24 protein-coding genes are annotated in these 20,264 nt (G+C 38.9%); 18 read left to right on the forward strand and 6 right to left on the reverse strand.

Features of this window, described 5'->3' with window-relative positions; genetic code table 11:
• The first annotated feature begins 58 nt into the window (after positions 1-58).
• The 13 genes from iscU (at position 59) to R3D71_04775 (ending at position 9,783) form a co-directional block, all read left to right on the forward strand.
• Positions 59-460, forward strand: coding sequence for a Fe-S cluster assembly scaffold IscU (gene iscU / locus R3D71_04715; GenBank protein MEZ5690950.1), 402 nt, complete (start codon positions 59-61; stop codon positions 458-460).
• Positions 444-848 carry a hypothetical protein gene (locus R3D71_04720; protein ID MEZ5690951.1) on the forward strand — a complete coding sequence of 135 codons (405 nt, stop codon included), beginning with the start codon at positions 444-446 and terminating at the stop codon, positions 846-848. Before iscU ends, R3D71_04720 begins: the two co-directional genes overlap by 17 nt.
• A 10-nt stretch (positions 849-858) precedes the next feature.
• A complete protein-coding gene (locus R3D71_04725; GenBank protein ID MEZ5690952.1) occupies positions 859-1,194 on the forward strand; it encodes an iron-sulfur cluster assembly accessory protein in 336 nt (111 codons plus the stop codon).
• A 78-nt stretch (positions 1,195-1,272) separates the two neighbouring features.
• Entirely contained in the window at positions 1,273-1,722 is a 450-nt protein-coding gene (gene hscB, locus R3D71_04730; GenBank protein ID MEZ5690953.1) for a Fe-S protein assembly co-chaperone HscB, read from the forward strand.
• Positions 1,719-2,210 carry a hypothetical protein gene (locus R3D71_04735; protein ID MEZ5690954.1) on the forward strand — a complete coding sequence of 164 codons (492 nt, stop codon included), beginning with the start codon at positions 1,719-1,721 and terminating at the stop codon, positions 2,208-2,210. Before hscB ends, R3D71_04735 begins: the two co-directional genes overlap by 4 nt.
• Entirely contained in the window at positions 2,207-4,054 is a 1,848-nt protein-coding gene (gene hscA, locus R3D71_04740) for a Fe-S protein assembly chaperone HscA (protein MEZ5690955.1), read from the forward strand. Before R3D71_04735 ends, hscA begins: the two co-directional genes overlap by 4 nt.
• A 63-nt stretch (positions 4,055-4,117) precedes the next feature.
• Positions 4,118-4,408 carry a nucleotidyltransferase family protein gene (locus tag R3D71_04745; GenBank protein ID MEZ5690956.1) on the forward strand — a complete coding sequence of 97 codons (291 nt, stop codon included), beginning with the start codon at positions 4,118-4,120 and terminating at the stop codon, positions 4,406-4,408.
• A 2-nt stretch (positions 4,409-4,410) separates the two neighbouring features.
• Positions 4,411-4,764 (forward strand): HepT-like ribonuclease domain-containing protein, encoded by a 354-nt coding sequence (locus tag R3D71_04750; GenBank protein MEZ5690957.1) that lies wholly within the window; start codon positions 4,411-4,413, stop codon positions 4,762-4,764.
• Between the two features lie 37 nt (positions 4,765-4,801).
• Positions 4,802-5,134 (forward strand): ferredoxin family 2Fe-2S iron-sulfur cluster binding protein, encoded by a 333-nt coding sequence (locus tag R3D71_04755; GenBank protein MEZ5690958.1) that lies wholly within the window; start codon positions 4,802-4,804, stop codon positions 5,132-5,134.
• Between the two features lie 104 nt (positions 5,135-5,238).
• Positions 5,239-6,651, forward strand: coding sequence for a hypothetical protein (locus R3D71_04760; GenBank protein ID MEZ5690959.1), 1,413 nt, complete (start codon positions 5,239-5,241; stop codon positions 6,649-6,651).
• 75 nt (positions 6,652-6,726) lie between these two features.
• Complete coding sequence (locus R3D71_04765; GenBank protein MEZ5690960.1) at positions 6,727-8,499, forward strand: M3 family oligoendopeptidase; 1,773 nt, start codon at positions 6,727-6,729, stop codon at positions 8,497-8,499.
• Between the two features lie 4 nt (positions 8,500-8,503).
• Positions 8,504-8,743, forward strand: a complete 240-nt coding sequence (locus R3D71_04770; GenBank protein ID MEZ5690961.1) for a CDGSH iron-sulfur domain-containing protein — start codon at positions 8,504-8,506, stop codon at positions 8,741-8,743.
• Between the two features lie 134 nt (positions 8,744-8,877).
• Positions 8,878-9,783 carry a hypothetical protein gene (locus tag R3D71_04775; GenBank protein ID MEZ5690962.1) on the forward strand — a complete coding sequence of 302 codons (906 nt, stop codon included), beginning with the start codon at positions 8,878-8,880 and terminating at the stop codon, positions 9,781-9,783.
• A 45-nt stretch (positions 9,784-9,828) separates the two neighbouring features.
• Here the strand turns inward: R3D71_04775 and R3D71_04780 are convergent, their stop codons facing one another.
• The 6 genes from R3D71_04780 to R3D71_04805 form a co-directional block, all read right to left on the reverse strand.
• Positions 9,829-10,719, reverse strand: coding sequence for a hypothetical protein (locus R3D71_04780; protein MEZ5690963.1), 891 nt, complete (start codon positions 10,717-10,719; stop codon positions 9,829-9,831).
• A gap of 138 nt (positions 10,720-10,857) precedes the next feature.
• The gene (locus R3D71_04785) at positions 10,858-12,396 is read right to left on the reverse strand and encodes a 2-isopropylmalate synthase (GenBank protein MEZ5690964.1); all 1,539 of its coding nucleotides are present in this window, start codon (positions 12,394-12,396) and stop codon (positions 10,858-10,860) included.
• A gap of 13 nt (positions 12,397-12,409) precedes the next feature.
• Positions 12,410-12,892 carry a GNAT family N-acetyltransferase gene (locus R3D71_04790; GenBank protein MEZ5690965.1) on the reverse strand — a complete coding sequence of 161 codons (483 nt, stop codon included), beginning with the start codon at positions 12,890-12,892 and terminating at the stop codon, positions 12,410-12,412.
• 30 nt (positions 12,893-12,922) lie between these two features.
• Positions 12,923-13,648 carry a hypothetical protein gene (locus tag R3D71_04795; protein ID MEZ5690966.1) on the reverse strand — a complete coding sequence of 242 codons (726 nt, stop codon included), beginning with the start codon at positions 13,646-13,648 and terminating at the stop codon, positions 12,923-12,925.
• A gap of 22 nt (positions 13,649-13,670) precedes the next feature.
• On the reverse strand, positions 13,671-14,438 hold the full coding sequence (locus R3D71_04800; protein MEZ5690967.1) for a M48 family metalloprotease: 768 nt from the start codon (positions 14,436-14,438) through the stop codon (positions 13,671-13,673).
• A gap of 97 nt (positions 14,439-14,535) precedes the next feature.
• Positions 14,536-15,735, reverse strand: a complete 1,200-nt coding sequence (locus R3D71_04805; protein MEZ5690968.1) for an aminotransferase class I/II-fold pyridoxal phosphate-dependent enzyme — start codon at positions 15,733-15,735, stop codon at positions 14,536-14,538.
• Positions 15,736-15,953: 218 nt separating this feature from the next.
• Here R3D71_04805 and R3D71_04810 point away from each other — a divergent pair, with 218 nt between their 5' ends.
• The 5 genes from R3D71_04810 (at position 15,954) to uvrC (ending at position 20,241) form a co-directional block, all read left to right on the forward strand.
• Positions 15,954-16,631, forward strand: coding sequence for a 7-carboxy-7-deazaguanine synthase QueE (locus R3D71_04810; GenBank protein MEZ5690969.1), 678 nt, complete (start codon positions 15,954-15,956; stop codon positions 16,629-16,631).
• A 39-nt stretch (positions 16,632-16,670) separates the two neighbouring features.
• The gene (queC, locus tag R3D71_04815; GenBank protein ID MEZ5690970.1) at positions 16,671-17,372 is read left to right on the forward strand and encodes a 7-cyano-7-deazaguanine synthase QueC; all 702 of its coding nucleotides are present in this window, start codon (positions 16,671-16,673) and stop codon (positions 17,370-17,372) included.
• Positions 17,373-17,489: 117 nt separating this feature from the next.
• Positions 17,490-17,741: a type II toxin-antitoxin system ParD family antitoxin gene (locus tag R3D71_04820; GenBank protein ID MEZ5690971.1), complete on the forward strand. Its 252-nt coding sequence runs from the start codon at positions 17,490-17,492 to the stop codon at positions 17,739-17,741.
• On the forward strand, positions 17,734-18,030 hold the full coding sequence (locus tag R3D71_04825; GenBank protein MEZ5690972.1) for a type II toxin-antitoxin system RelE/ParE family toxin: 297 nt from the start codon (positions 17,734-17,736) through the stop codon (positions 18,028-18,030). Before R3D71_04820 ends, R3D71_04825 begins: the two co-directional genes overlap by 8 nt.
• Positions 18,031-18,378: 348 nt before the next feature.
• The gene (uvrC, locus tag R3D71_04830) at positions 18,379-20,241 is read left to right on the forward strand and encodes an excinuclease ABC subunit UvrC (protein MEZ5690973.1); all 1,863 of its coding nucleotides are present in this window, start codon (positions 18,379-18,381) and stop codon (positions 20,239-20,241) included.
• Positions 20,242-20,264 lie beyond the last annotated feature (23 nt).

Consider the following 20,264-nt stretch of genomic DNA (forward strand, 5'->3'; position numbering starts at 1 on the left):
ATTGCAAAATACAGACTATGTACTAATTACACACTACAAATTACTATTGGAGAATAAAATGGCATATAATGAGAAAGTGATAGATCACTATGAAAATCCACGTAACGTTGGCTCTATGGCTAAGGATGACGAAGACGTAGGGACAGGGCTAGTTGGAGCGCCAGCTTGTGGTGACGTTATGAAGCTACAGATCAAAGTGGACAAGGAAACCGGTACTATTTCCGATGCTAAATTTAAGACTTTTGGCTGTGGTTCAGCTATTGCCTCTAGTTCGCTTGTAACTGAGTGGGTAAAGGGTAAAAACGTGGATGAGGCGTTAGAGATAAAAAACACACAGATAGCTGAACATCTGGCATTGCCACCAGTAAAAATTCACTGTTCGGTACTGGCGGAAGACGCTATTAAAGCTGCTATCACTGACTATAAAAACAAGCATATAAAAAGTGAGAGCGCAGCGTGATATGGGTAGGATAGTAACGCAGGTACGGATAGAAAACGTCAATTATCCAGAAAAATACATTGATTTAAGCGCAATGGTAGATACAGGAGCGGCTTATCTTACATTACCTAGTGCTTGGAAGGAGCGTCTTGGAGATTTTCCTTATATAGAAAAAGTGGAAATGGCTACAGCCACTCAAGAGATTGTAGAGGGAGAATTAAGGGGACCGGTTCGTATACGTGTTGAGGGATTCCGCCCTTTATATACAGAGGCTTTGTTTGTAGACATGGAACCTGAAGAGAGAGAATATGAACCGTTGCTTGGCTATACTCCACTAGAGCTTTGTGGAGCGGCTGTAGATATGTTAGGGCATGGGTTGGTGCCAGCTAAATATATAGATCTGAAGTAAGTATCGCTTTATGGCTGTTCCGGTAATAACAATTTCTGATGAGGCGGTGGTTCGTATTAAGGATCTGCTGTCTAAACGTGGCAAGGTTTCTGAGGGAGTCAGGGTTGGTGTACGCTCACGTGGTTGTTCTGGATTATCCTATACTATTGAGTACGCTGATGAGATAAATAAATTTGAGGATGTGGTGGAGAAGGACGGTATAAAGGTAATAATAGATCCTAAGGCTGTGATGTTTCTCTTAGGTACTGAAATGGATTTTGTTGAGGAGAAACTAAAAAGTGGCTTTACCTTCCGTAACCCGAACGAGAAGGGGAGGTGTGGCTGTGGAGAGAGTTTCCATGTATAGAATAGTATTTCATGTTTCGTGATTTGGGTTTAGCAATTTATTTTCCGAAACACTAAACACTAGACACTAATCACGCTTATGTATTTTTCACTATTTAACTTAAATCCAGCTTTTGACATAGATATTTCTAATCTTGAGTCAGAATATTTCAAGGCGCAACGACTATTTCACCCCGACCGTTTTATCGGTAAGTCAGCAGAAGAGAAAATACAGGCTCTACAAAAATCGGCGGATATAAATAAAGCCTATGATGTTCTTAAGAATCCGCTGAAGCGGGCGCAACATTTGTTAGAACTTCAAGGAATTATTGTTGGCACGGATAAAGATAGTGTAAAGCCAGCAAATGAATTGTTGATGGAGGTTATGGAACTGCGTGAATCTAATATTAGCAAGGATGAGGTTTTAAGGTTAGTGGAAGAATCACAGAATTTGGTTGCTAATCATTATAAAAACTCTAAATTTTCTGATATGGCACAAGAAGTTTTACGTCTTGGATATTTAATGAAGATGCTGGAGGATGCTAAATGAGGTACATATTAAAAATATTGGTGTTAATATTTTGTCTATTCAGTAGTTCTGCTTTTGCAGAGATGGAACAGTATATGAAGTTTGTCCTGAATGATGGAACCATTCTCTACCCTTATAAAGCAAGTGATATTCCCAAAGAAATTAGGCAAGATAAATGTGAAATGTATGTTTTTACTGATAAGAACTTTACTTCATTGAAAAATGGTAGGTATATTTTGAGCTACCATAAAGACATTCCTATTATGATAATAGATTCGTGTTTTTTTTCTTATATTACCGGTATAAAATTAGATAATGGCGATTCTATAGAGTTTTACTCATCAACGCATCAATCTGATGCGGATGGAAATGCGGCTTTTATAATTTCTGGACAAAAATATGAACGTGTTTATGACAAAGACATTAAGTTGAGTAACGGATTAAAGGTTTCTGTTAGAAACGGCACTGTAGACAGAAAATCTCTTATTGAAACTAGGAATGAAAAATGAACTTATTACAAATACATGAACCTGGGCAGACACCTGTTCCTCATACGGACGTGGTAGCGGTTGGGATAGATCTTGGCACGACTAATAGCGTGGTAGCTCTTGCTAGTGATGATAAAGCAGAGGTCTTACATAATATTCATGGGCACGCCTTAGTGCCGTCAGTTGTTTATTATGATAATACAGGTGAAGTGGAGGTTGGTTATAGCGCGAAATTGCGTGCGTCACGTGGTGAGGAAAATGTTGTTTCATCAGTAAAGAGACTTATGGGTAGAGGAACTGATGATATAAAAAAAATACTAAACAACTCGCTGTATAATATAGAGGAGAGTGAAAACGGTGGCATGGTACGCCTGAAAATAGGGGGGCGTGCGCTTACACCTGTTGAAATATCAGCGGATATTTTACGTTACCTTAAAGCTAACGCCGAAAAGGCGGTAGGCAAGGAAGTGGCAAAAGCGGTAATTACTGTACCTGCCTATTTTGATGACGCGGCACGTACAGCTACTAAAGACGCGGCGAAGCTTGCTGGGATTGAGGTGTTACGCTTGATAAACGAGCCAACCGCCGCCGCTCTTGCTTATGGGCTTGATAATGAAGCTGAGGGTATTTACGCCGTTTATGACCTTGGTGGTGGGACTTTTGATATTTCATTGCTTAAAATGGAAAAGGGTGTATTTCAGGTGCTTGCGACCGGTGGAGACACCATGCTTGGTGGTGATGATTTTGATCACGCTATAGTGGCTTGGATGCTTGCTGAGACTGGACAGAAAGGAGCGCAATTAAGTAGCGAGAAAATTAATGAGCTTATAGCGATAGCCCGTGACGCGAAGCAAGAGCTTAGTGAGAAGAGCAATATAGACATTGTGTATGAGGAGAAAAACTTAAGTCTTAGCCGAGATGATTTTGAGATTATCATAAATCCTATGATAGAGAAAACTATCTTGGTCTGTGAGCAGGTACTTGAGGACGCTAAACTTACTATTTCTGATATAAAAGGTGTGGTAATGGTTGGTGGTTCTACCCGTGTGCCGCTTGTTATAAATAAGGTGGAAGAGTTTTTCGCTAAAAAGCCGCTTACTAATGTAAATCCTGATGAGGTGGTGGCAATCGGAGCAGCACTTCAAGCGCAAGGGCTTACACATGGCTCTGATAATTTGCTGCTTGACGTTGTGCCTTTATCACTCGGGCTTGAGACGATGGGTGGGCTTACTGAAAAACTAATTTATCGTAATACTCCAATCCCAGCTTCCGTTGAGCAAGAATTTACTACCTATCAGGATGGGCAGACTGGACTAAAAATCCATGTGGTGCAAGGTGAGAGAGAGATGGTAGCGCATAATAGGTCGCTGGCGAATTTTGAGCTTTCCGGTATTCCACCACTTCCCGCTGGTGTCGCGCGAATCAGCATAATTTTCTCGGTAGACGCTGATGGATTGCTTACCGTGTCCGCTGAGGAAAAAACTACTGGCACTAAGCAAACTGTAGCTGTTAAACCGTCATATGGAATAGAGCCGGAAGAAATGGAAAAAATGCTCATGGATAGTATGGAAAACGCGAAGGAAGATATAACAGAACGTTTGTTGGTAGAGGCAAGAGTTGAGGCTAATCGCTCTATAATAGAGCTTAATAGCGCATTAGAACAAGATTCTAATTTGTTATTAGAAGGAGAATGGAGAAAAATAGAACGACAGGTTATGGTGCTTAGAAACGCTATAGAAGGTGAGGATCGTGATTATATAGACGCTGAGCTTCAACAGCTTGCAAAAATCGCTGAACCTTTCGCGCAAAGAAGAATGGACAAAGCGGTAGGCTCTGCGTTAAAAGGAGTGAAGATAGGTAAATGATTGATATAAAAAATATCCAGATTATAATATGTTAATGTTTTTCTATAAATAAAGGTCTTTTGTATGTTGCTTGAGGAATTGCGTTCTAATTATAAAGATAAGATTTTTGCTATCGCGGCGAAATATCATGCTGAGAATATTAGAATTTTCGGCTCTGTGGTAAGAGGAAGCGCGAAAGAGGACAGTGATATAGATATTTTGGTAAGTTTTTTGCCAAAAGCGTCATTGCTTGATGAGGCAGGACTTGAAAGAGAGTTAAATGAAGTTATAGGGCAGCATGTTGATGTTATTGGAGATGATGTGATTCGTGAAGAGTTCAAGCAATATATATTAAATGAAGCCGTGACGTTATAGGTATGAGTGAAAAGATAAACCCAGATATTATTCGTTTGAATGATATATTAAAAGCAATATCTGATATTGAACAGTTCCTCGAGGATTCTAATTTAGAGGAAAGAAAGACATTAATGGCTATTGCCTATGAGATAGCGATTATTGGTGAGGCGTGCGGTAAGATTTCGTATGAACTAAAGGAAAATAACAAAAATATACCATGGGTTGATATTATTGGTATGCGTCACCGTATAATTCATGGGTATGGTACAGTTAATATTTCTAGGATTAGGGAAGTTATAAATAGCCACTTGCCAGTATTGAAATTGCAAATCCAAAGTATAGTAAATAATATGACGAATATGGATAATTATTAATATATTATAATTGAGAAAAGAATGTAGGAAAATTCAAATGCCAAAAATAAATTTTGTATATGCTGATGGAAGTGAAAAGACCGTAGAAGTACCAAATGGAATATCAATAATGGAGGCGGCTCACCGTAATTCCGTGCCTCTTGAAGGAGCTTGTGAAGGTTCTCTTGCCTGTTCTACCTGTCATGTGATTGTGGATCCTGAGTGGTATGATAAATTAAAGGAAGCGACGGAAGATGAAGAAGATATGCTAGATCTCGCGTTTGGGCTAACTCATACCTCACGTCTTGGTTGCCAAATAATTATGTCTGATGCTCTGGATGGCATTAGAGTAACCTTACCATCAGCTACTAGGAATATAAGCCTTATATAGTACCTGTTTATTTTTATTGTTTTTTTTTTAGAAAACTATATGTTGGATCGTAGTCGCTAAGCTGCTTATAATACTAAATTTTGTACAATAAGGGGATAATGGTTATGGTTTTTAAGTCTTCCTCAAAGAAATCTTCAGGTGATAAAAAGAAACTACCAATGATATGGTTTCTTATAGTTTTGGTTCCTTTTGTCTTATGGATTGTATGGTTTGGTGTTGGTTCTTTAATGCTGAATAAAAGCTCAGTGAAGGCTGGTCTTGAGCAATTATCCACTAAACTTGAGAATATTGGCTGGAAATATGATAAGGAAATAAATTTTGCTCATGGTGATATAGAAATGAAAGGATGGGGATATAATAAAAGAGCGGTAATACATGATGTTTCTATAGATATGCGGACGATTAATCTAAAAAATCCACTTATATGGAAGCTGTCAGTTGATGAGGTTGACATATCGCTTGATCCGGTTAATTCAGGAACTCTGGTGGTAGAGGTAGACAAGCCGCTTACAGTTTTACAAACAAATATACCGGTTGGCTATCTTAAATTGTCAGAGCCTTTATCTTATTATTATACAAATATTTTGGATAATAATGTTATTTTTTCCAGTCATAAGCTGGTTTTTCCAAAGCAAATTTCTTTTTTTGCTCCAAAGGTTAACACTGTTGAGAATGATGGAAAGAAAAATTTGGAAATAGATGTTGGTGATAAACAGTTTGATTTGACCTTTGATGAAGCGCCTGTAATTGAGTTTGTTCCAACAAAAGACGGTAAAGGAACTAACTCTACCAATAAATTTACCGGATTGCGGTTTGTTAAAAACGGAAATACATCTATATCCATAGGCGGGTGGGAGAGTATCTCTAATGAAGTGTTGAATGTGGAAAATAATATTATAATCGGCAATTATAAACTTAATATGTCAGATTTGGAGTTGCATATAGGCGAGACGGCTTCCAGCCCTTACGCTTTTGAAGTGGAAACTAATACAGCTGAGGAAAATATTACTCCTAATAAAGTCGTTAAAACTCCTACGAAAGATGATAGTTCAGATTCTAATATACATGAAGAGGTTGATAGGAGAGCTATGGATATAGAGATCAAGAAATTTGTTTTCTCTAATCCTGAATTTTCTGTAGATGTAAAAGGTAAGCTCGCGAACACAAAGGGAGATTCAATGCCATCTGGAGATATAAAAATAGATATTAAAAATCTTCAAGAATTTTTAGCTAGTGAGATAATAGCTATACAAAATAAGGAATTAATAGAGAATTTCTTGGTGCAAGCTATTGGACAACCTATTTATGATAAAAAAGATATATCTTTTACGATAAAACGGAAGAGAGGAGGTCTTTTCTATATTGGAAAGACTACTCTTGCTGAGATTATGACGTCATTAATGTCAGGTTCAATGATGTCAAAATCTCCACCTAAGAGGTTGCCTGTCTTACCTAGAGCACCAGCTCGCCCACAAAATGATGATTTTGGAGGTGCTGGGCTGCCAAAGATTGAATAAAAATATCTAATATTTTTATCCGTAGTGAGTATAATTTAGTTAGAGAGAGGTTTTAGGTTGACAGTGGTTAGTAATATGACAGAGGAAGCTTATGAAGAGCTCCCACAGTGGGATCTTTCAGATTTTTACTCATCAATTGATGATCCTAAGATAGAGATTGAACTTACGAGTCTTGGTAATATGTGTAGGAAATTCGTTCAAGACTACGAGGGGAAAGTTAACGAACTTAACGTTAGTCAACTGGCTCTGGCTATATCTGAATATGAGATGATTCAGGAATTATTTGGCAAGATAGGCTCTTTCGCTTCTTTGGTTTTCGCTAAAAATATGAGTCTTCCACAAAATGTTCGATTCTATCAGAACATACAGGAAAGATTAACAGAGCTGTCATCGTCCATATTATTTTTTATACTGTCCATTAATAAAATCGCTGATGATAGAATAGATAAAAAGTTAAAAGAATCAGAGTTGAGTAAATATAGCCCATGGCTTCGTGATATTCGTGCGTTAAAGCCTTATCAGCTTTCTGATGAGCTAGAAAAAATATTATTGGAAAAGAGCGTAACAGGTGGTTCAGCATGGGTTAGGCTTTTTGACGAGACGATAAGTGATATGCGTTTTCCATACGATGGGAAGGAACTTACCGAGCCAGAAATATTTAATAAACTATCAGCCAAAGGAGCGGCAACCCGTCAGAAAGCAGCTTTAGTGATAGGTGATGTTTTTGCAGCTAACTCAAAAATCTTCACTATGATCACTAATGTCCTAGCTAAGGATAAAGAGGTTGAGGATAGGTGGCGTAAATTCCCAAGCCCTATTTCAGCTCGTAATATTAGTAATTATATAGAAGATGAAGTGGTAGAGGCACTGATTTCCTCCGTTCGTTCGTCATATGGTAATTTGTCTCACCGTTATTACGCTCTAAAGGCTAAGTGGTTTGGTAAGGAACAGCTTGATTATTGGGACAGGAATGCTCCGCTTCCCAAAGATATTGACCGTAAATATAGCTGGCAGGAAGCGAAAGAGCTAGTTTTGTCTTCTTATAATAAGTTTTCGCCTCATCTTGCGACTATAGGGAAGAATTTTTTTGATAAATCGTGGATTGATGCACCAGTGCTGGAAGGAAAATCACCTGGGGCTTTCGCTCATCCCACGGTTCCTTCTGTGCATCCGTATTTATTGCTTAATTTTCAGGGTAAATCACGAGATGTAATGACTCTTGCCCACGAGCTTGGACATGGTGTGCACCAGATGCTATCTGCGAAGCAAGGCGCTCTTATGTGTGATACGCCGCTTACCCTTGCTGAGACAGCTTCGGTATTTGGCGAACAGCTTACTTTTCGTGAAATAGTAAATAGGGAAGAGGATGCAGAAAGAAGGAAGTATTTAATAGCCGCTAAGGTTGAGGACATGTTAAATACAGTTGTCCGCCAAATAGCATTTTGTGAATTTGAGAGAGTGGTTCACGATGAGCGTAAGAATGGAGAGTTAAGTGCTCAGCGTATTTGTGATATATGGATGGCAACTCAGTCAGAAAGTCTTGGCGAGGCTATTAGCCTTCACGGTAATTATCAGTATTTTTGGACTTATATACCACATTTTATTCATACACCTTTTTATGTGTATGCTTACGCTTTTGGGGATTGTCTGGTAAATTCTCTTTACGCTGTTTATGAAAGTGGTAGCGTTCCTGATTTTGAGAAGAAATATTTATCTATGCTAGAATCTGGTGGGACGTTGCGTCATAAGGAGTTGCTAGCGCCATTTGGACTAGATGCCAGTAATCCAGAATTTTGGAAGCAAGGTCTTAATGTTATAAGTAGTATGATTAATGAGCTAGAGGGATAAAATTATGGAAAAACCTGTGATAGCACAAAAATCGCCATATAAGGTGGAGTTGGTAGCTGGTAAGAGTTACGCTTGGTGTTCTTGTGGAAGAAGTAATAGTCAGCCATTTTGTGATGGTTCTCATTCCGGAACGGGGTTTTCTCCGCTGGTGTGGAAGGCTGAGGAAAGTAAATTAGTTTACCTATGTGGTTGTAAACACACTAAAAAACAACCATTCTGTGATGGGACTCATTCTTCACTGTAACATTTCTATAACCGTGTGAAATATAGTGATTTACGTGTAATAAAAGCTTAATAAAATCATTTTTGCTTATATCCTCAATCTATGATAATCTTATGATTGGTAGTTATGTTCTTGATTAACATAGAAAAGTGAAAATGGATAGCAAGGCTAAAGAAATTTTTGAGACAACATGGAAAAGGCGTAGTTCTGCTTTATGGGGGGTTGGCGCGCTTGGGCTGGCTGCTGGTCTTGCCGTAGGTGCTGTAGCACCCTTCTTTCCGGTAATCGCTGGTGTAGGGGCAGCGGAAGCTTTAAGTGTTCTTCCTTCATCAATGGCTGTTTTTGGAGCTATTGGAATGGCTACAGGCTTTACCGTAGGTGGGGTAACTGGAAGTACTGCTGGATCAGCTGAGGCTATTGTTAAAGCGGTTAGTAAGGATAGTTCTTTCAGTGGCAAAGATAAAGAAAAACAGGCTAGTGTTATAAAAGAGACTGGCGATTCTCCGCTTATAAATATTAAGTCTACCCTTGCGTTTGCTGCGCTTGGTGCGATAGCGGGCGGTATTCTTGCCGCTGCTGTTATAGCTATGCCAACACTTGCTACTTATGGTACATTTGGAGCTGTTGGTACAATTATTCCGCATACTGTAGCTTCAAACGCTGCCGCTGTTACTGCTTACTCAGTTGGTGTTATGGCAAGTTTTGGTTCTTTGTTTGGTCTGAATTTTCCTAAAATAGCGTCTAAATTAACAGCGGAAATGGGAGGGCTTTTAAGCGGCAAATCGTTTGAGAGTGGTATAAAAAAAGAAAAAGCCGCAAGTAAAGCTGTTAATATAAAAAAAGAAGCAGAATCTACTGTTGATAGTGTTATTCATGATCTGCAGGGTGGAATAAAAGAAGTGGCGGCGAAGACCAGCGATATGGTAGAGCCCATAGCAAGACCTGTTACTAAATACGCCGATATATTTAAGGATAAAGCAAAAAGCAAAGAAGGCTCATACAGAAGCATGATAGCTAACACCGCGGATGATGCGGTCGCCTCAATTCAATCATTGCGCTGATTGGAAAACTAAAAAATAGGCATAATTAAAAAAGTGTGATGCTTTTTAGAAAGAATTGAGGAAAGCTTTTATAGCTTTTTTCTTTCTATGGAGTTTCAACCCACGGTGGATATTTATTCTTTCCTTGAGGTGAGAGAAGAAGCCTTCTAGATGGTTGGTTGTTGGCGGAATATTCTGTTCTGGAAATTCCTTGTATGTAAATAGCCTGTGCAGATTTTCTTGCACGGAATTATATGCAGAACGCGTCCTTCCGTGCGTAAATCTTCCACCCTTTTTGGCATTCAGGAATCCTTTGTGCTGCTCTGCCAGAGCGTAAAATTGAGCCACAAAATCTTCTGGTTCGGTATTGCATAATTTTTCCATCAACTCCTTCAAATCCTTTGCAGGACGGAGCTTTGGATTATTTCCAGTATATCGCCTTACAATCGCTTTTTGATGGAAAATACACATTTGAATTGGTACTCCACCAAGTGTTTTTCTGATGTTTTCATAAAACCCTTTGCGCCCATCAATGGTCACTGATTTGAAGCAATATCCTGCCTGCACAAGCTCATGCAAAGCTTCACGCAAATGCTTCACTGATTCGGTTTTGATCTCTTGGTAATAAATGATTCTGCTGCCATCATGCGCACAGAAATAGCCATATTCTCTGCCGAAGAAAGACGCATCCATGAGCAGGTTAATCGCTTCTTTTGAGGCAGGAAAAATTAATCCTTCTGCCCACTCAAGAGCATCAAATTCCTTGGTGAGCTTGGGGATGGAAATATCAAGAATGCTAGCAATTTCTGCTAGTGTTCGGCGTTTGTGCAGCCAGTCTAAATAGTAACGCTTATAGTCGGTTTTTTTGCCGCGCTTATCAACCCATTGATGTAAGCACAAGTTGCAACGATACCGTTTACGACCACGCAATTTGCCATTGCTTTTTATGCTGCTCAAACCGCATTTTACACAGCGTTTTTAGACACTTTTATAATCCTTTTTTAAAAATACAGTATATCGCATTGTTTTATAAAGCAATTATGCAGATTCTAGCATCACACTTTTTTAATTATGCCAAAAAATATTCTGTATTACCTACGTTTTAGGCATTAATCCTTTACGTTCCTCAATTCTTTGTAGCTTGCATAGAGCGTTTATATAGGCGGAGGCGGAGGCGACTACTGTATCAATGCTTGAGCTATTGCCGCCGATTATTTTACCTTCTTTTGTCTCTAGTCTTACAGTCACCTCTGCCTGAGCGTCCGTTCCTTGTGTGATTGCGTTTACTTGATAAAGTTTCAAGGTAGCGTTATGTGGAACAAGCGCGCGTATAGCGTTAAAAGCCGCGTCTACTGGTCCGTTACCTTCTACTGTCGCTCTTCGTATCTCACCATCAACCCTGATACACAACATAGCGGTTTGTGGTCCCACTGTACCACAGGTAATATGTAGTGATTCTAGTTTTATAGCGTCATCTCGCCGTGACTCGCTATCAAGCAAGGCGATTAAATCCTCGTCATAAATATCTTTTTTCTTATCCGCTAAATCCTTAAAGCGGGTGAAGGCATCTTCTAACGCATTATCACCCAGATCAAAACCAAGCGAGGCTATCTTATCCTTAAAGGCATGGCGACCTGAGTGTTTACCCATAACCAGATTGGATTTGCTAAGACCAACTGATTCAGGTGTCATTATTTCATAGGTACTGGCGTTTTTAAGCACTCCATCCTGATGGATGCCAGACTCATGGGCAAAAGCGTTCGCGCCTACTATCGCTTTATTTACCTGTACCAAAGCTCCGGTGATGTTTTGAATAAGGCGAGAAGCGCGCATAATATGGGTGGTGTCAATGTTGGTTGTAAACGGATACATATCAGCACGGGTTTTTATCGCCATTACCACTTCCTCAAGCGCGGTATTGCCCGCTCGTTCGCCGATACCATTTATGGTGCATTCAATTTGCCTAGCGCCATTTCTAACAGCGGCTAACGAATTAGCGGTAGCAAGTCCTAAATCATTCTGGCAGTGAGTGGAGAAAATCACTTTGTCGGCACCGCTGGCTTTTTCTATTAGGGTTTTTATCAGTAGACCATAATCATCAGGTGTCGCGTAACCAACAGTGTCGGGAATGTTGATAGTGGTAGCACCCGCCTTTATCGCCGTTTCCACCGCTTTAATCAAGAATTCAGTTTCGGTACGGGTAGCGTCCATCGCTGACCATTCCACATTGTCAGTGTGCTTGCGGGCAAGCGTTACACTGTCTTTAATCATATCCAGGCAAGAGGCTTGGTCTATGCGATATTGATGGGTAAGGTGAATCTCAGAGGTAGACATAAAAGTATGGATACGTCCGCGCCTTGCTGGTTTTATAGCTTCCGCCGCTCGTTCAATATCAGCTGATTTAGCGCGTGCCAGTGAACAAACCACAGCGTTTTTAACCCTACCAGCGATTTCACGCACCGACTCAAAATCGCCATTGCTCGCCATAGCGAATCCGGCCTCTATGACATCCACGCCCATAGCGTCCAGCACCTCAGCGACCATGATCTTTTCCTCAAGATTCATGGACATTCCCGGTGATTGCTCGCCGTCACGCAAGGTGGTGTCAAATATGGTTATTTTTTCTTTGGTCATAATTTTACTCAATCTATAGCTTTTTTATCATTAAATACTCATCATAATATTTACCATCAACTAATAGTGCGTCAGGATCTGTTCCATAAATAACAAAACCATGTTTTTTGTAAAGCTCTATAGCGGGGTTATTGGTAGTAGTTACAGTTAATTGGAGTTGTTTATGAGATGGTTTTATATCATCAATTATATGATTAATTAGTGCGCTGGCTATCCCTTGCTTATGAAACTCTGGCTTTACATACATGCCAAAGAGAACAGCTCTATGGCGCATATTTTCTGGCTTCATGGAATATATGCCAGCTATAGCGACCATTTTTCCGTTTTGTTCGTAGGTAAATATATCCCCATTTTTCAAAGAATCTGTACACCATTTTCTATCTTGTTTTTGTACACCAGAATAAGATTGACCAAATGATTGTGGATATTGTCTTACAGCCTCAAGCCTTAATTTTTTCCACTGCTCAAAATCATCTATTGTTATTTTACGAATCATGAATATTTACGAAAGCCCCTAGAATATCCTTTATCTTATCCAGTCCGTTCTATTATTTAATACATACAATTCAAAATGTGATTCGTTAATTCTATTTATTGCCTCGTCAAGAGCAGTATGTGCTTCTTTTGGTTTGTTGCTTTTAGATAGGTAATTATGCAAATTTCTTCGTTCTTCATCAGATATTTTAGGATTCTTAAGCAGTAATGGAGGCTTTTTGGGATACGTAAAAAGTTCTTTTTTTTCTGAAGAAGGCAGGGGGGTAGAGCTACCTGTTGAGAGTATTTCACACATATCATAACCGGCACGAATGTTTTTATTGTATAGTTGTGGTATAGAAAGCCTATTAACCCAAGCTCCTTTAGCTTGATGTTTAGCAAATGTGAGCTTGTCACTTGTAGACATAAGTTTTATTGGGTCTGCAAAACTTTCCATAGCAAGAACATCTTCCGGTGCTCCTATATGGCTTATTTCATCGACCATATTACTAGGAACACTTTTTATATTTGTCCTATATTTAGGAACAGAATCAAGCCATTCCTGTAGAGGCGAAGATAAATACTTGCTACTGTGTAATGCTTTAACAATACTTTCACCTTCATTGGGATTTAACGGGTAGTAGCTTGCTATTTTATCAAGTCGTTCTTCAGTTATTGGTGTTCCCATTTTTTTCAGTGAATCCAGTAATTCCTCCTTTATTTTTGGAGATTTCTTTATTATTTCTATAACTTCTCTAAATTTTCTTGAACTGGACATTTTTTCTTATCTTCTTCTTTATTTACAGAGAGGTGCCATATAATTCTTTTTTAAATTCTGCGGCTTTTTGTCTTGATCTGTTTAACCTTTCTACAATGCTGTTAGTTTGTTTGCCAATTGCTTTTTGAAAGTTGGTTACAGCTTTTTCCCTATGAATCTTACCACTTCTTTTAAGCTGTCCAGCAAAACTATCATCTCTCGTTGAGTATCCAGCATTTCTTTCGGCTATCAGCCTGTCAACATGTTGTCTTCCCATGGCATCGGCACCTTCCATTATATTTTTTTCTATCGTTTCTGGAGAACCATATACAAGACGATTGCCTGCCCATAGGTTAATTTTTTTAATGTTTCTCAACCAAAATCCATCTTCTTTCGGTATATTATTATAAGCCTCTTTAGTAACGGCTATCTGGCGGTATTTATTTAATAACTGTTTATCACCAGTAAGGTGAACGGCGATCCTATCTGCCTCCTTCTCATTAATACGCAGTTTTAGTATATTGAGTGGGTCGTTATGCATCCCTACCCAATGCCCTAATTCATGTCCCACCTTAGCGGTAAGTTCATCAGGAGATGCTTTGTTTGCTAAATCATGAGTTACAACAATAGCCTGACTGACTGGATTATACGTAGCCGGAGAGTATTCTTTATAAGCGTCAGAAACCACAAGCTTAGGTGGGGTTTTTATATCATTCCCTCTGGTGAGCTTGTGATATATATTGTTTAATTTAACAAATGTTCTGCCGCTTAATATTTTCCCTTCGGAGATTATAAGTTGCGGTATTTTCATAGCCATCATCTTGCTTTATACAATAATTTACGGAAATGTAGGATATGTTAACACATAAAATGATTAAAATTGTTAAATTTTTGTTACATGTTGATAATCAACCCAAAGCCCCTAGAATATCCTCCAGTAAATCATCAGCATTCTCAATGCCCACTGACAGGCGGAGGAGGGAGTCGGTAATGCCTAGTTCCTTTAATTTCTCCGCACCAAGACTAGCGTGGGTGGTGGACGCCGGATGAGTGATAATACTTTTAGCGTTACCCAGATTATTGGAAATATCAATGATATTCAGATTATTCATAAAGTTAAACGCCGCTTCTTTGCCGCCATTTATCTCAAAGCTAATAATAGCTCCGCCATTTTTCATCTGTTTTTTTGCTATCTCATATTGTGGATGGCTTTTAAGGGATGGGTAAATAATACGCTCTATTTTCGGGTGATTCTCCAGCTTAGCGGCGATTTTCTCGGCGTTATCGCAATGTCTCTCCAGTCTTAAATGCAATGTTTCCAGTGATTTAAGCAACAGCCAAGCGTTGAAATGGCTCATGTGTGGACCAGTATGGCGGACAAATGGTAATAATGTCTCGTCAATAAATTCTTTCTTACCAAGAATAGCTCCGCCCAATGTACGCCCCTGACCATCAATATGCTTGGTGGTTGAGTAGATAACCACATCAGCACCGAGCTTTAATGGTTGCTGGACATATGGCATGGCGAACACATTATCAACAATTAACTGTGTTCCATGCTTTTTGCACAGATCCGCTACCATCTTTATATCAACTATTTCCAGTGTTGGATTTGCCGGAGTTTCTAAAAATACACACTTAGTATTTGCGGTTATCGCTTTTTCCCATCCCTCCGTATCAGCCGCTTCCACTAATGTATAGCTAATGCCAAAACGAGGTAATACATTGGTTATAATATAGCTACATGAAGAGAAAAGCACACTATTCGCCACCACATGATCACCAGTTTTAAGTTGACACATCAGAACCGCGAATAACGCCGCCATACCGGAAGCGGTAACAGCGCAGGCTTCCGCGTCTTCCATCAGGGCAAAACGTTCTTCAAGCATAGCGAGGTTAGGGTGGGAATAGCGACCATATTTATAGCCTTCTTCCTTGCCGCTAAACAGGTCTTCGCCTTCTTGCGCGCTATCATAGCTGTATGATGAGTTAAGGAATAGAGCCTCTGAACTTTCCTTAAAATTACTTTTTAGCTGTCCTCCACGCACTAATTTAGTCTCAAAATGCCAGTTATCAGGGGATTTTTGTGGTTTTTTTTGATTTTTCATGTGGTTTTTATACGATGCTGGGTTATTAAAGAATTTAACAATATAGTTATTTACTATAAATAATGCTACACATTATTTATACATTTACGCCCGCTATGTGGCACAAAACCACGCTTTCGGCTTGCGGTTTTGATACTCATTTGTATTATTGATAATACAAATGGGTATAATGAAACAAATGTAATCACGCAAGCAAGATAAACCATAGGTCTAACTAAATGCACGGTAATAACCCCATAAGAAAGCCTAAATCCGGTGATGGTCAGTATTTGGACATACAAGAAATTTTTGCTACTTTGCAAGGTGAGGGAATATATGTTGGCATGCCGGCGGTTTTTATTCGCCTTGGCGGGTGCAATCTCGCTTGTGATTTTTGTGATACGGAGTTTGAGAGTTTTACAGAGCTTTCTCTAAATGAGGTTTTGACTAAGGTAAAAGAATTATCCTTAAATCAGGATGGTCAGTTTGTAAGGAAATTGGTGGTGATTACTGGTGGAGAGCCTTTTCGGCAAAATATAGCTCCGTTGTGTGAACAGCTAATATCCTCTGGATTTAAGGTGCAGATAGAAACTAATGGTACGCTATGTAGGCAGCTACCGGCGGAGGTTGATATAGTTTGTTCTCCTAAAAACACCGGACAAGGTTATGCTCCGATTCGTGAGGATTTGCTGCGAAATTTATCAGCGCTTAAATTTATTATTTCAGCAAGCGATGGTAAATATAAAGAGGTAGTGGAAATAGGTCAGAGCAAATATAGTATTCCAGTATTTGTGCAGCCAATGGATGAGGAAGATGTGGTTAAGAATAAGGCTAACACAAAATTAGCTCTTGAGCTTGCCATTGAAAATGGTTATCGCCTGTCATTACAGACACACAAAATATTAGGGATAGAATAGGTGCTTTGGACTAAGGATTAAGTTCTAGGAAGGAATAATATGGCGATAAACGAAAAAAAAGCGGTCTTGTTATTAAGTGGTGGTCTGGATTCAACTACTGTTCTAGCAATGGCAAAAGAGCAAGGTTTTAGCGTACACGCCTTGTCATTTTCCTATGGGCAACGCCACAATTATGAACTTTCAGCAGCAAAGAAAATAGCCGCTAAAATGGGAGCGGTGGAACATCGTATTGTAAATATAGATTTAGCTGGATTTGGCGGGTCAGCTCTTACCGAATCCTCACTTGCCGTGCCAAAAGATAGGGATGAAACGGAATTATCTTCTGGTATCCCGATTACATATGTCCCAGCTCGTAATACCATATTCCTTTCATTTGCTCTTGCTTGGGCGGAGGTGCTTAATGCGTATGATATTTTTATTGGGGTGAACGCTGTGGATTATAGTGGTTATCCAGATTGCCGTCCTGAGTTTATAGAATCTTTTGAGCGAACTGCTAATCTCGCTACCGCTTATGGGGTTGAATCCGCGAACAAAATAAAAATTCACACTCCGCTGATCAATCTTAGCAAAGCTAGTATTATTGAGGAAGGAATAAGGCTTGGTGTTGATTATTCTCTTACCACAAGCTGTTATGATCCTGACGTTTATGGAAAATCCTGTGGGCACTGTGACGCTTGTATATTACGCCTTAAAGGGTTTAGAGAAAACTCCATGAGTGATCCAGTGGTGTATAGAGGATAAGATGGTATCGTAATATGTCTCCCACAAGCTATATACTACTATATGAGCAAATATTTTTTTATTGTATAATTTACCAATATATGGTATTTATTGGTAATAAGATAAGGAGGTTAAAGTATGGCGAAAAACACGAGTATTTCACTGGGGGATCATTTTGAGGGATTCATTAACGAGCAAATTATGCAAGGTAGGTATGGTTCTGCTAGTGAAGTGATCAGAGCAAGTTTACGGTTACTTGAAGCACAGGAACAGAAACTGCAGGCATTGCGCTTAGCCCTAATAGAAGGTGAAAAAAGCGGCGATGCTGGAGAGTTGGATATGGAAGTTATAAAACGAAAAGCAAAGAAAAAAGCTGGGTTAGGTGATTAAAATATACAAGCAATCACGCGCTGAGGAAGATTTAGTAAATATCTGGTTATATTCTTTTGAAACTCATGGGGAGCGCCAAGCAGATAAATATTATGATGAACTTGCTAATGGTATTAATTTGCTAGCAAACAGTCCTAATTTGGGTATTGCTTGTGATGAAATCAAGATTGGATATAGGCGATTTAAGATTAAACATCATATCATATATTATAAAATCACACCTTCTATACTTACGATCATAAGGGTGCTTCATGAAAGTATGGAGCCAACTAAGTACTTCAGTGACTAAATACTAAAAAATAGAACCCCAATTTTTTATTGATATAAATTTAGGAATATTTTGCCTAGTTAGCCATAAAAAATAATTATCGGTAGTATTTTTGTACACAATATCTGTATTTTTTATACAATATAGTAAAAGAAATATTAATTTATAAAATGTTACGGTAACGAATTAAAAAATTTCTATATAAAACAATATATTATTATGCTGCCTATTTTATAGGCAAATTATAATAACACTAGATATAGTCTTTATAAAAGGCAAAAGAATATTAGTTGCTCACAGAGTTATCCACAGAAATAGTGGACTATTTTAAGGCTTTGAAAATATGATAATATTAGATAAATATCTATTATGAGCGAAGATAAAACATCATTGAAAAAGGGGCGGGAAGTTATTAAATCCCATTTGCGAACTATGCCACAATCGTCCGGTGTTTATCGGATGATTGATGAGTCTGGCAATAGTTTGTATGTTGGTAAGGCTAAGAATCTAAAAAATAGGGTAATGAATTATGTAAACACGGTGGCTCTTAATACTCGCCTGCAAAATATGATCTCGCAAACCGCCGCTCTTGAGATTGTTACTACTCGTTCAGAGGCTGAGGCTTTGCTGCTAGAGGCTAATTTGATCAAAAAACATTCCCCTAAATATAATATTTTACTCAAAGACGATAAATCTTTTCCTTATATATTTTTCTCCGGTAATCACGATTTTCCGAGAATATCTAAATATCGTGGAGCTAAGGGTAAAAAAGGCAAATATTTTGGTCCATTTGTCTCGGCGGGCGCGGTTGATGAGGTGATTACCTTACTACAAAAGGTATTTTTGTTGCGCTCGTGTAGTGATAATATTTTTAAGAACAGAACACGTCCGTGCCTTAAATATCAGATAAAACGTTGCTGCGCGCCTTGCGTTGATTACGTAAGTAAGGAAGATTATGATGAGTTGCTTAATCAAGCTTATGATTTTCTTTCCGGTAAAAGTAAGCGGATAAAAGATGAGCTTAATGAACAGATGAGGCAAGCCAGCGAGCTGATGGATTATGAGAAGGCCGCCACTTTGCGTGATCGTATTCAATCATTAACTCAAGTACAACAGCAGAATAAATTGAGTAGCGCTAACATAGCGGACGCTGATATGGTGGCGATCGTTCGTAAAGATAATAATTGCTGTGTAACCATATTTAGTTTTCGTGGTGGAGCTAATTATGGCAGTAAAAATTATTTTCCAACCAATACGAAAGAACATAGTGATAGTGAGATTATCACTAGCTTTATTTCTCAATTTTATCAATCACAGTCAGTTCCTAAATTATTATTAGTGAGTGAGGAGTTAGATAATAAAGAGCTTATGGAGGAGGCATTGAGTTTACGTGCTGATTGCCATGTGGAGATTATCAATCCAAAACGTGGCGATAAGCACGAATTGATGAAGCAGGCACATATCAACGCTAAGGATGCTCTTAATCGTCATATAATATCTAATTTATCTCAGAAGGTTGTTTTAGAGGAAGTAAAGAAGCTTTTTGACTTGCCAGATATGCCTAAACGTATAGAGGTTTATGATAATAGCCATATAAGTGGTACTAATCGTGTGGGGGCGATGATTGTGGCGGGTGAGGATGGTTTTATAAAAAACCAATACCGCAAATTTGATATTAAAAACTCAGAAGTAAAAAACGATGAGATAAGAGGAGGTGATGATTACGCTATGTTGCGTGAGGTGTTTATTCGTCGTTTCTCAAGGTTAAAAGAAGAGGCGAAAGATAAACCGGATTTAGTGCTTATAGATGGAGGAGCCGGACAGTTAAGTGTAGCGACGGAGGTGTTTAATGAACTTGCTATTAATGACATAATATATGTGGCGATAGCAAAGGGAGAGGATAGGAATGCGGGACGGGAGCATTTTTTCATGCCAAGTAAAAAGCCGTTTCAACTGCCTTATGAAAGTCCGGTTTTGCATTACCTGCAACGTTTGCGTGATGAGGCACATCGTTTTGCTATCGGAGCGCACCGTAATAAGCGTAGTAAATCAATGAAAGTATCAGAAATAGACTCTATTGACGGGATAGGCGCTGTTCGTAAGAAAGCCTTGCTACATTATTTTGGTTCAACAAGAGCGATTGCCGCCGCCAGCATTGAGGAGATAGCGAAGGTGGAAGGTATTAGCAAAGATAAAGCTGAGGATATTTATCGTTATTTTCATGGTAGGTGATATAGGGCTGAGGTTATGGGAGA

The organism is Rickettsiales bacterium (genome assembly GCA_041396965.1).
In the GTDB taxonomy this organism is placed as follows: Bacteria; Pseudomonadota; Alphaproteobacteria; order Rickettsiales; family SXRF01; genus SXRF01.

What these genes read in the sequence shown, in the direction of transcription:
- iscU (MEZ5690950.1), top strand. Translation starts at nt 59, where the DNA reads ATGGCATATAATGAGAAAGTGATAGATCACTATGAAAATCCACGTAAC.
- R3D71_04725 (MEZ5690952.1), top strand. Translation starts at nt 859, where the DNA reads ATGGCTGTTCCGGTAATAACAATTTCTGATGAGGCGGTGGTTCGTATT.
- hscB (MEZ5690953.1), top strand. Translation starts at nt 1,273, where the DNA reads ATGTATTTTTCACTATTTAACTTAAATCCAGCTTTTGACATAGATATT.
- R3D71_04735 (MEZ5690954.1), top strand. Translation starts at nt 1,719, where the DNA reads ATGAGGTACATATTAAAAATATTGGTGTTAATATTTTGTCTATTCAGT.
- hscA (MEZ5690955.1), top strand. Translation starts at nt 2,207, where the DNA reads ATGAACTTATTACAAATACATGAACCTGGGCAGACACCTGTTCCTCAT.
- R3D71_04745 (MEZ5690956.1), top strand. Translation starts at nt 4,118, where the DNA reads ATGTTGCTTGAGGAATTGCGTTCTAATTATAAAGATAAGATTTTTGCT.
- R3D71_04750 (MEZ5690957.1), top strand. Translation starts at nt 4,411, where the DNA reads ATGAGTGAAAAGATAAACCCAGATATTATTCGTTTGAATGATATATTA.
- R3D71_04755 (MEZ5690958.1), top strand. Translation starts at nt 4,802, where the DNA reads ATGCCAAAAATAAATTTTGTATATGCTGATGGAAGTGAAAAGACCGTA.
- R3D71_04760 (MEZ5690959.1), top strand. Translation starts at nt 5,239, where the DNA reads ATGGTTTTTAAGTCTTCCTCAAAGAAATCTTCAGGTGATAAAAAGAAA.
- R3D71_04765 (MEZ5690960.1), top strand. Translation starts at nt 6,727, where the DNA reads ATGACAGAGGAAGCTTATGAAGAGCTCCCACAGTGGGATCTTTCAGAT.
- R3D71_04770 (MEZ5690961.1), top strand. Translation starts at nt 8,504, where the DNA reads ATGGAAAAACCTGTGATAGCACAAAAATCGCCATATAAGGTGGAGTTG.
- R3D71_04775 (MEZ5690962.1), top strand. Translation starts at nt 8,878, where the DNA reads ATGGATAGCAAGGCTAAAGAAATTTTTGAGACAACATGGAAAAGGCGT.
- R3D71_04785 (MEZ5690964.1), bottom strand. Translation starts at nt 12,396, where the DNA reads ATGACCAAAGAAAAAATAACCATATTTGACACCACCTTGCGTGACGGC.
- R3D71_04790 (MEZ5690965.1), bottom strand. Translation starts at nt 12,892, where the DNA reads ATGATTCGTAAAATAACAATAGATGATTTTGAGCAGTGGAAAAAATTA.
- R3D71_04795 (MEZ5690966.1), bottom strand. Translation starts at nt 13,648, where the DNA reads ATGTCCAGTTCAAGAAAATTTAGAGAAGTTATAGAAATAATAAAGAAA.
- R3D71_04800 (MEZ5690967.1), bottom strand. Translation starts at nt 14,438, where the DNA reads ATGAAAATACCGCAACTTATAATCTCCGAAGGGAAAATATTAAGCGGC.
- R3D71_04805 (MEZ5690968.1), bottom strand. Translation starts at nt 15,735, where the DNA reads ATGAAAAATCAAAAAAAACCACAAAAATCCCCTGATAACTGGCATTTT.
- R3D71_04810 (MEZ5690969.1), top strand. Translation starts at nt 15,954, where the DNA reads ATGCACGGTAATAACCCCATAAGAAAGCCTAAATCCGGTGATGGTCAG.
- queC (MEZ5690970.1), top strand. Translation starts at nt 16,671, where the DNA reads ATGGCGATAAACGAAAAAAAAGCGGTCTTGTTATTAAGTGGTGGTCTG.
- R3D71_04820 (MEZ5690971.1), top strand. Translation starts at nt 17,490, where the DNA reads ATGGCGAAAAACACGAGTATTTCACTGGGGGATCATTTTGAGGGATTC.
- uvrC (MEZ5690973.1), top strand. Translation starts at nt 18,379, where the DNA reads ATGAGCGAAGATAAAACATCATTGAAAAAGGGGCGGGAAGTTATTAAA.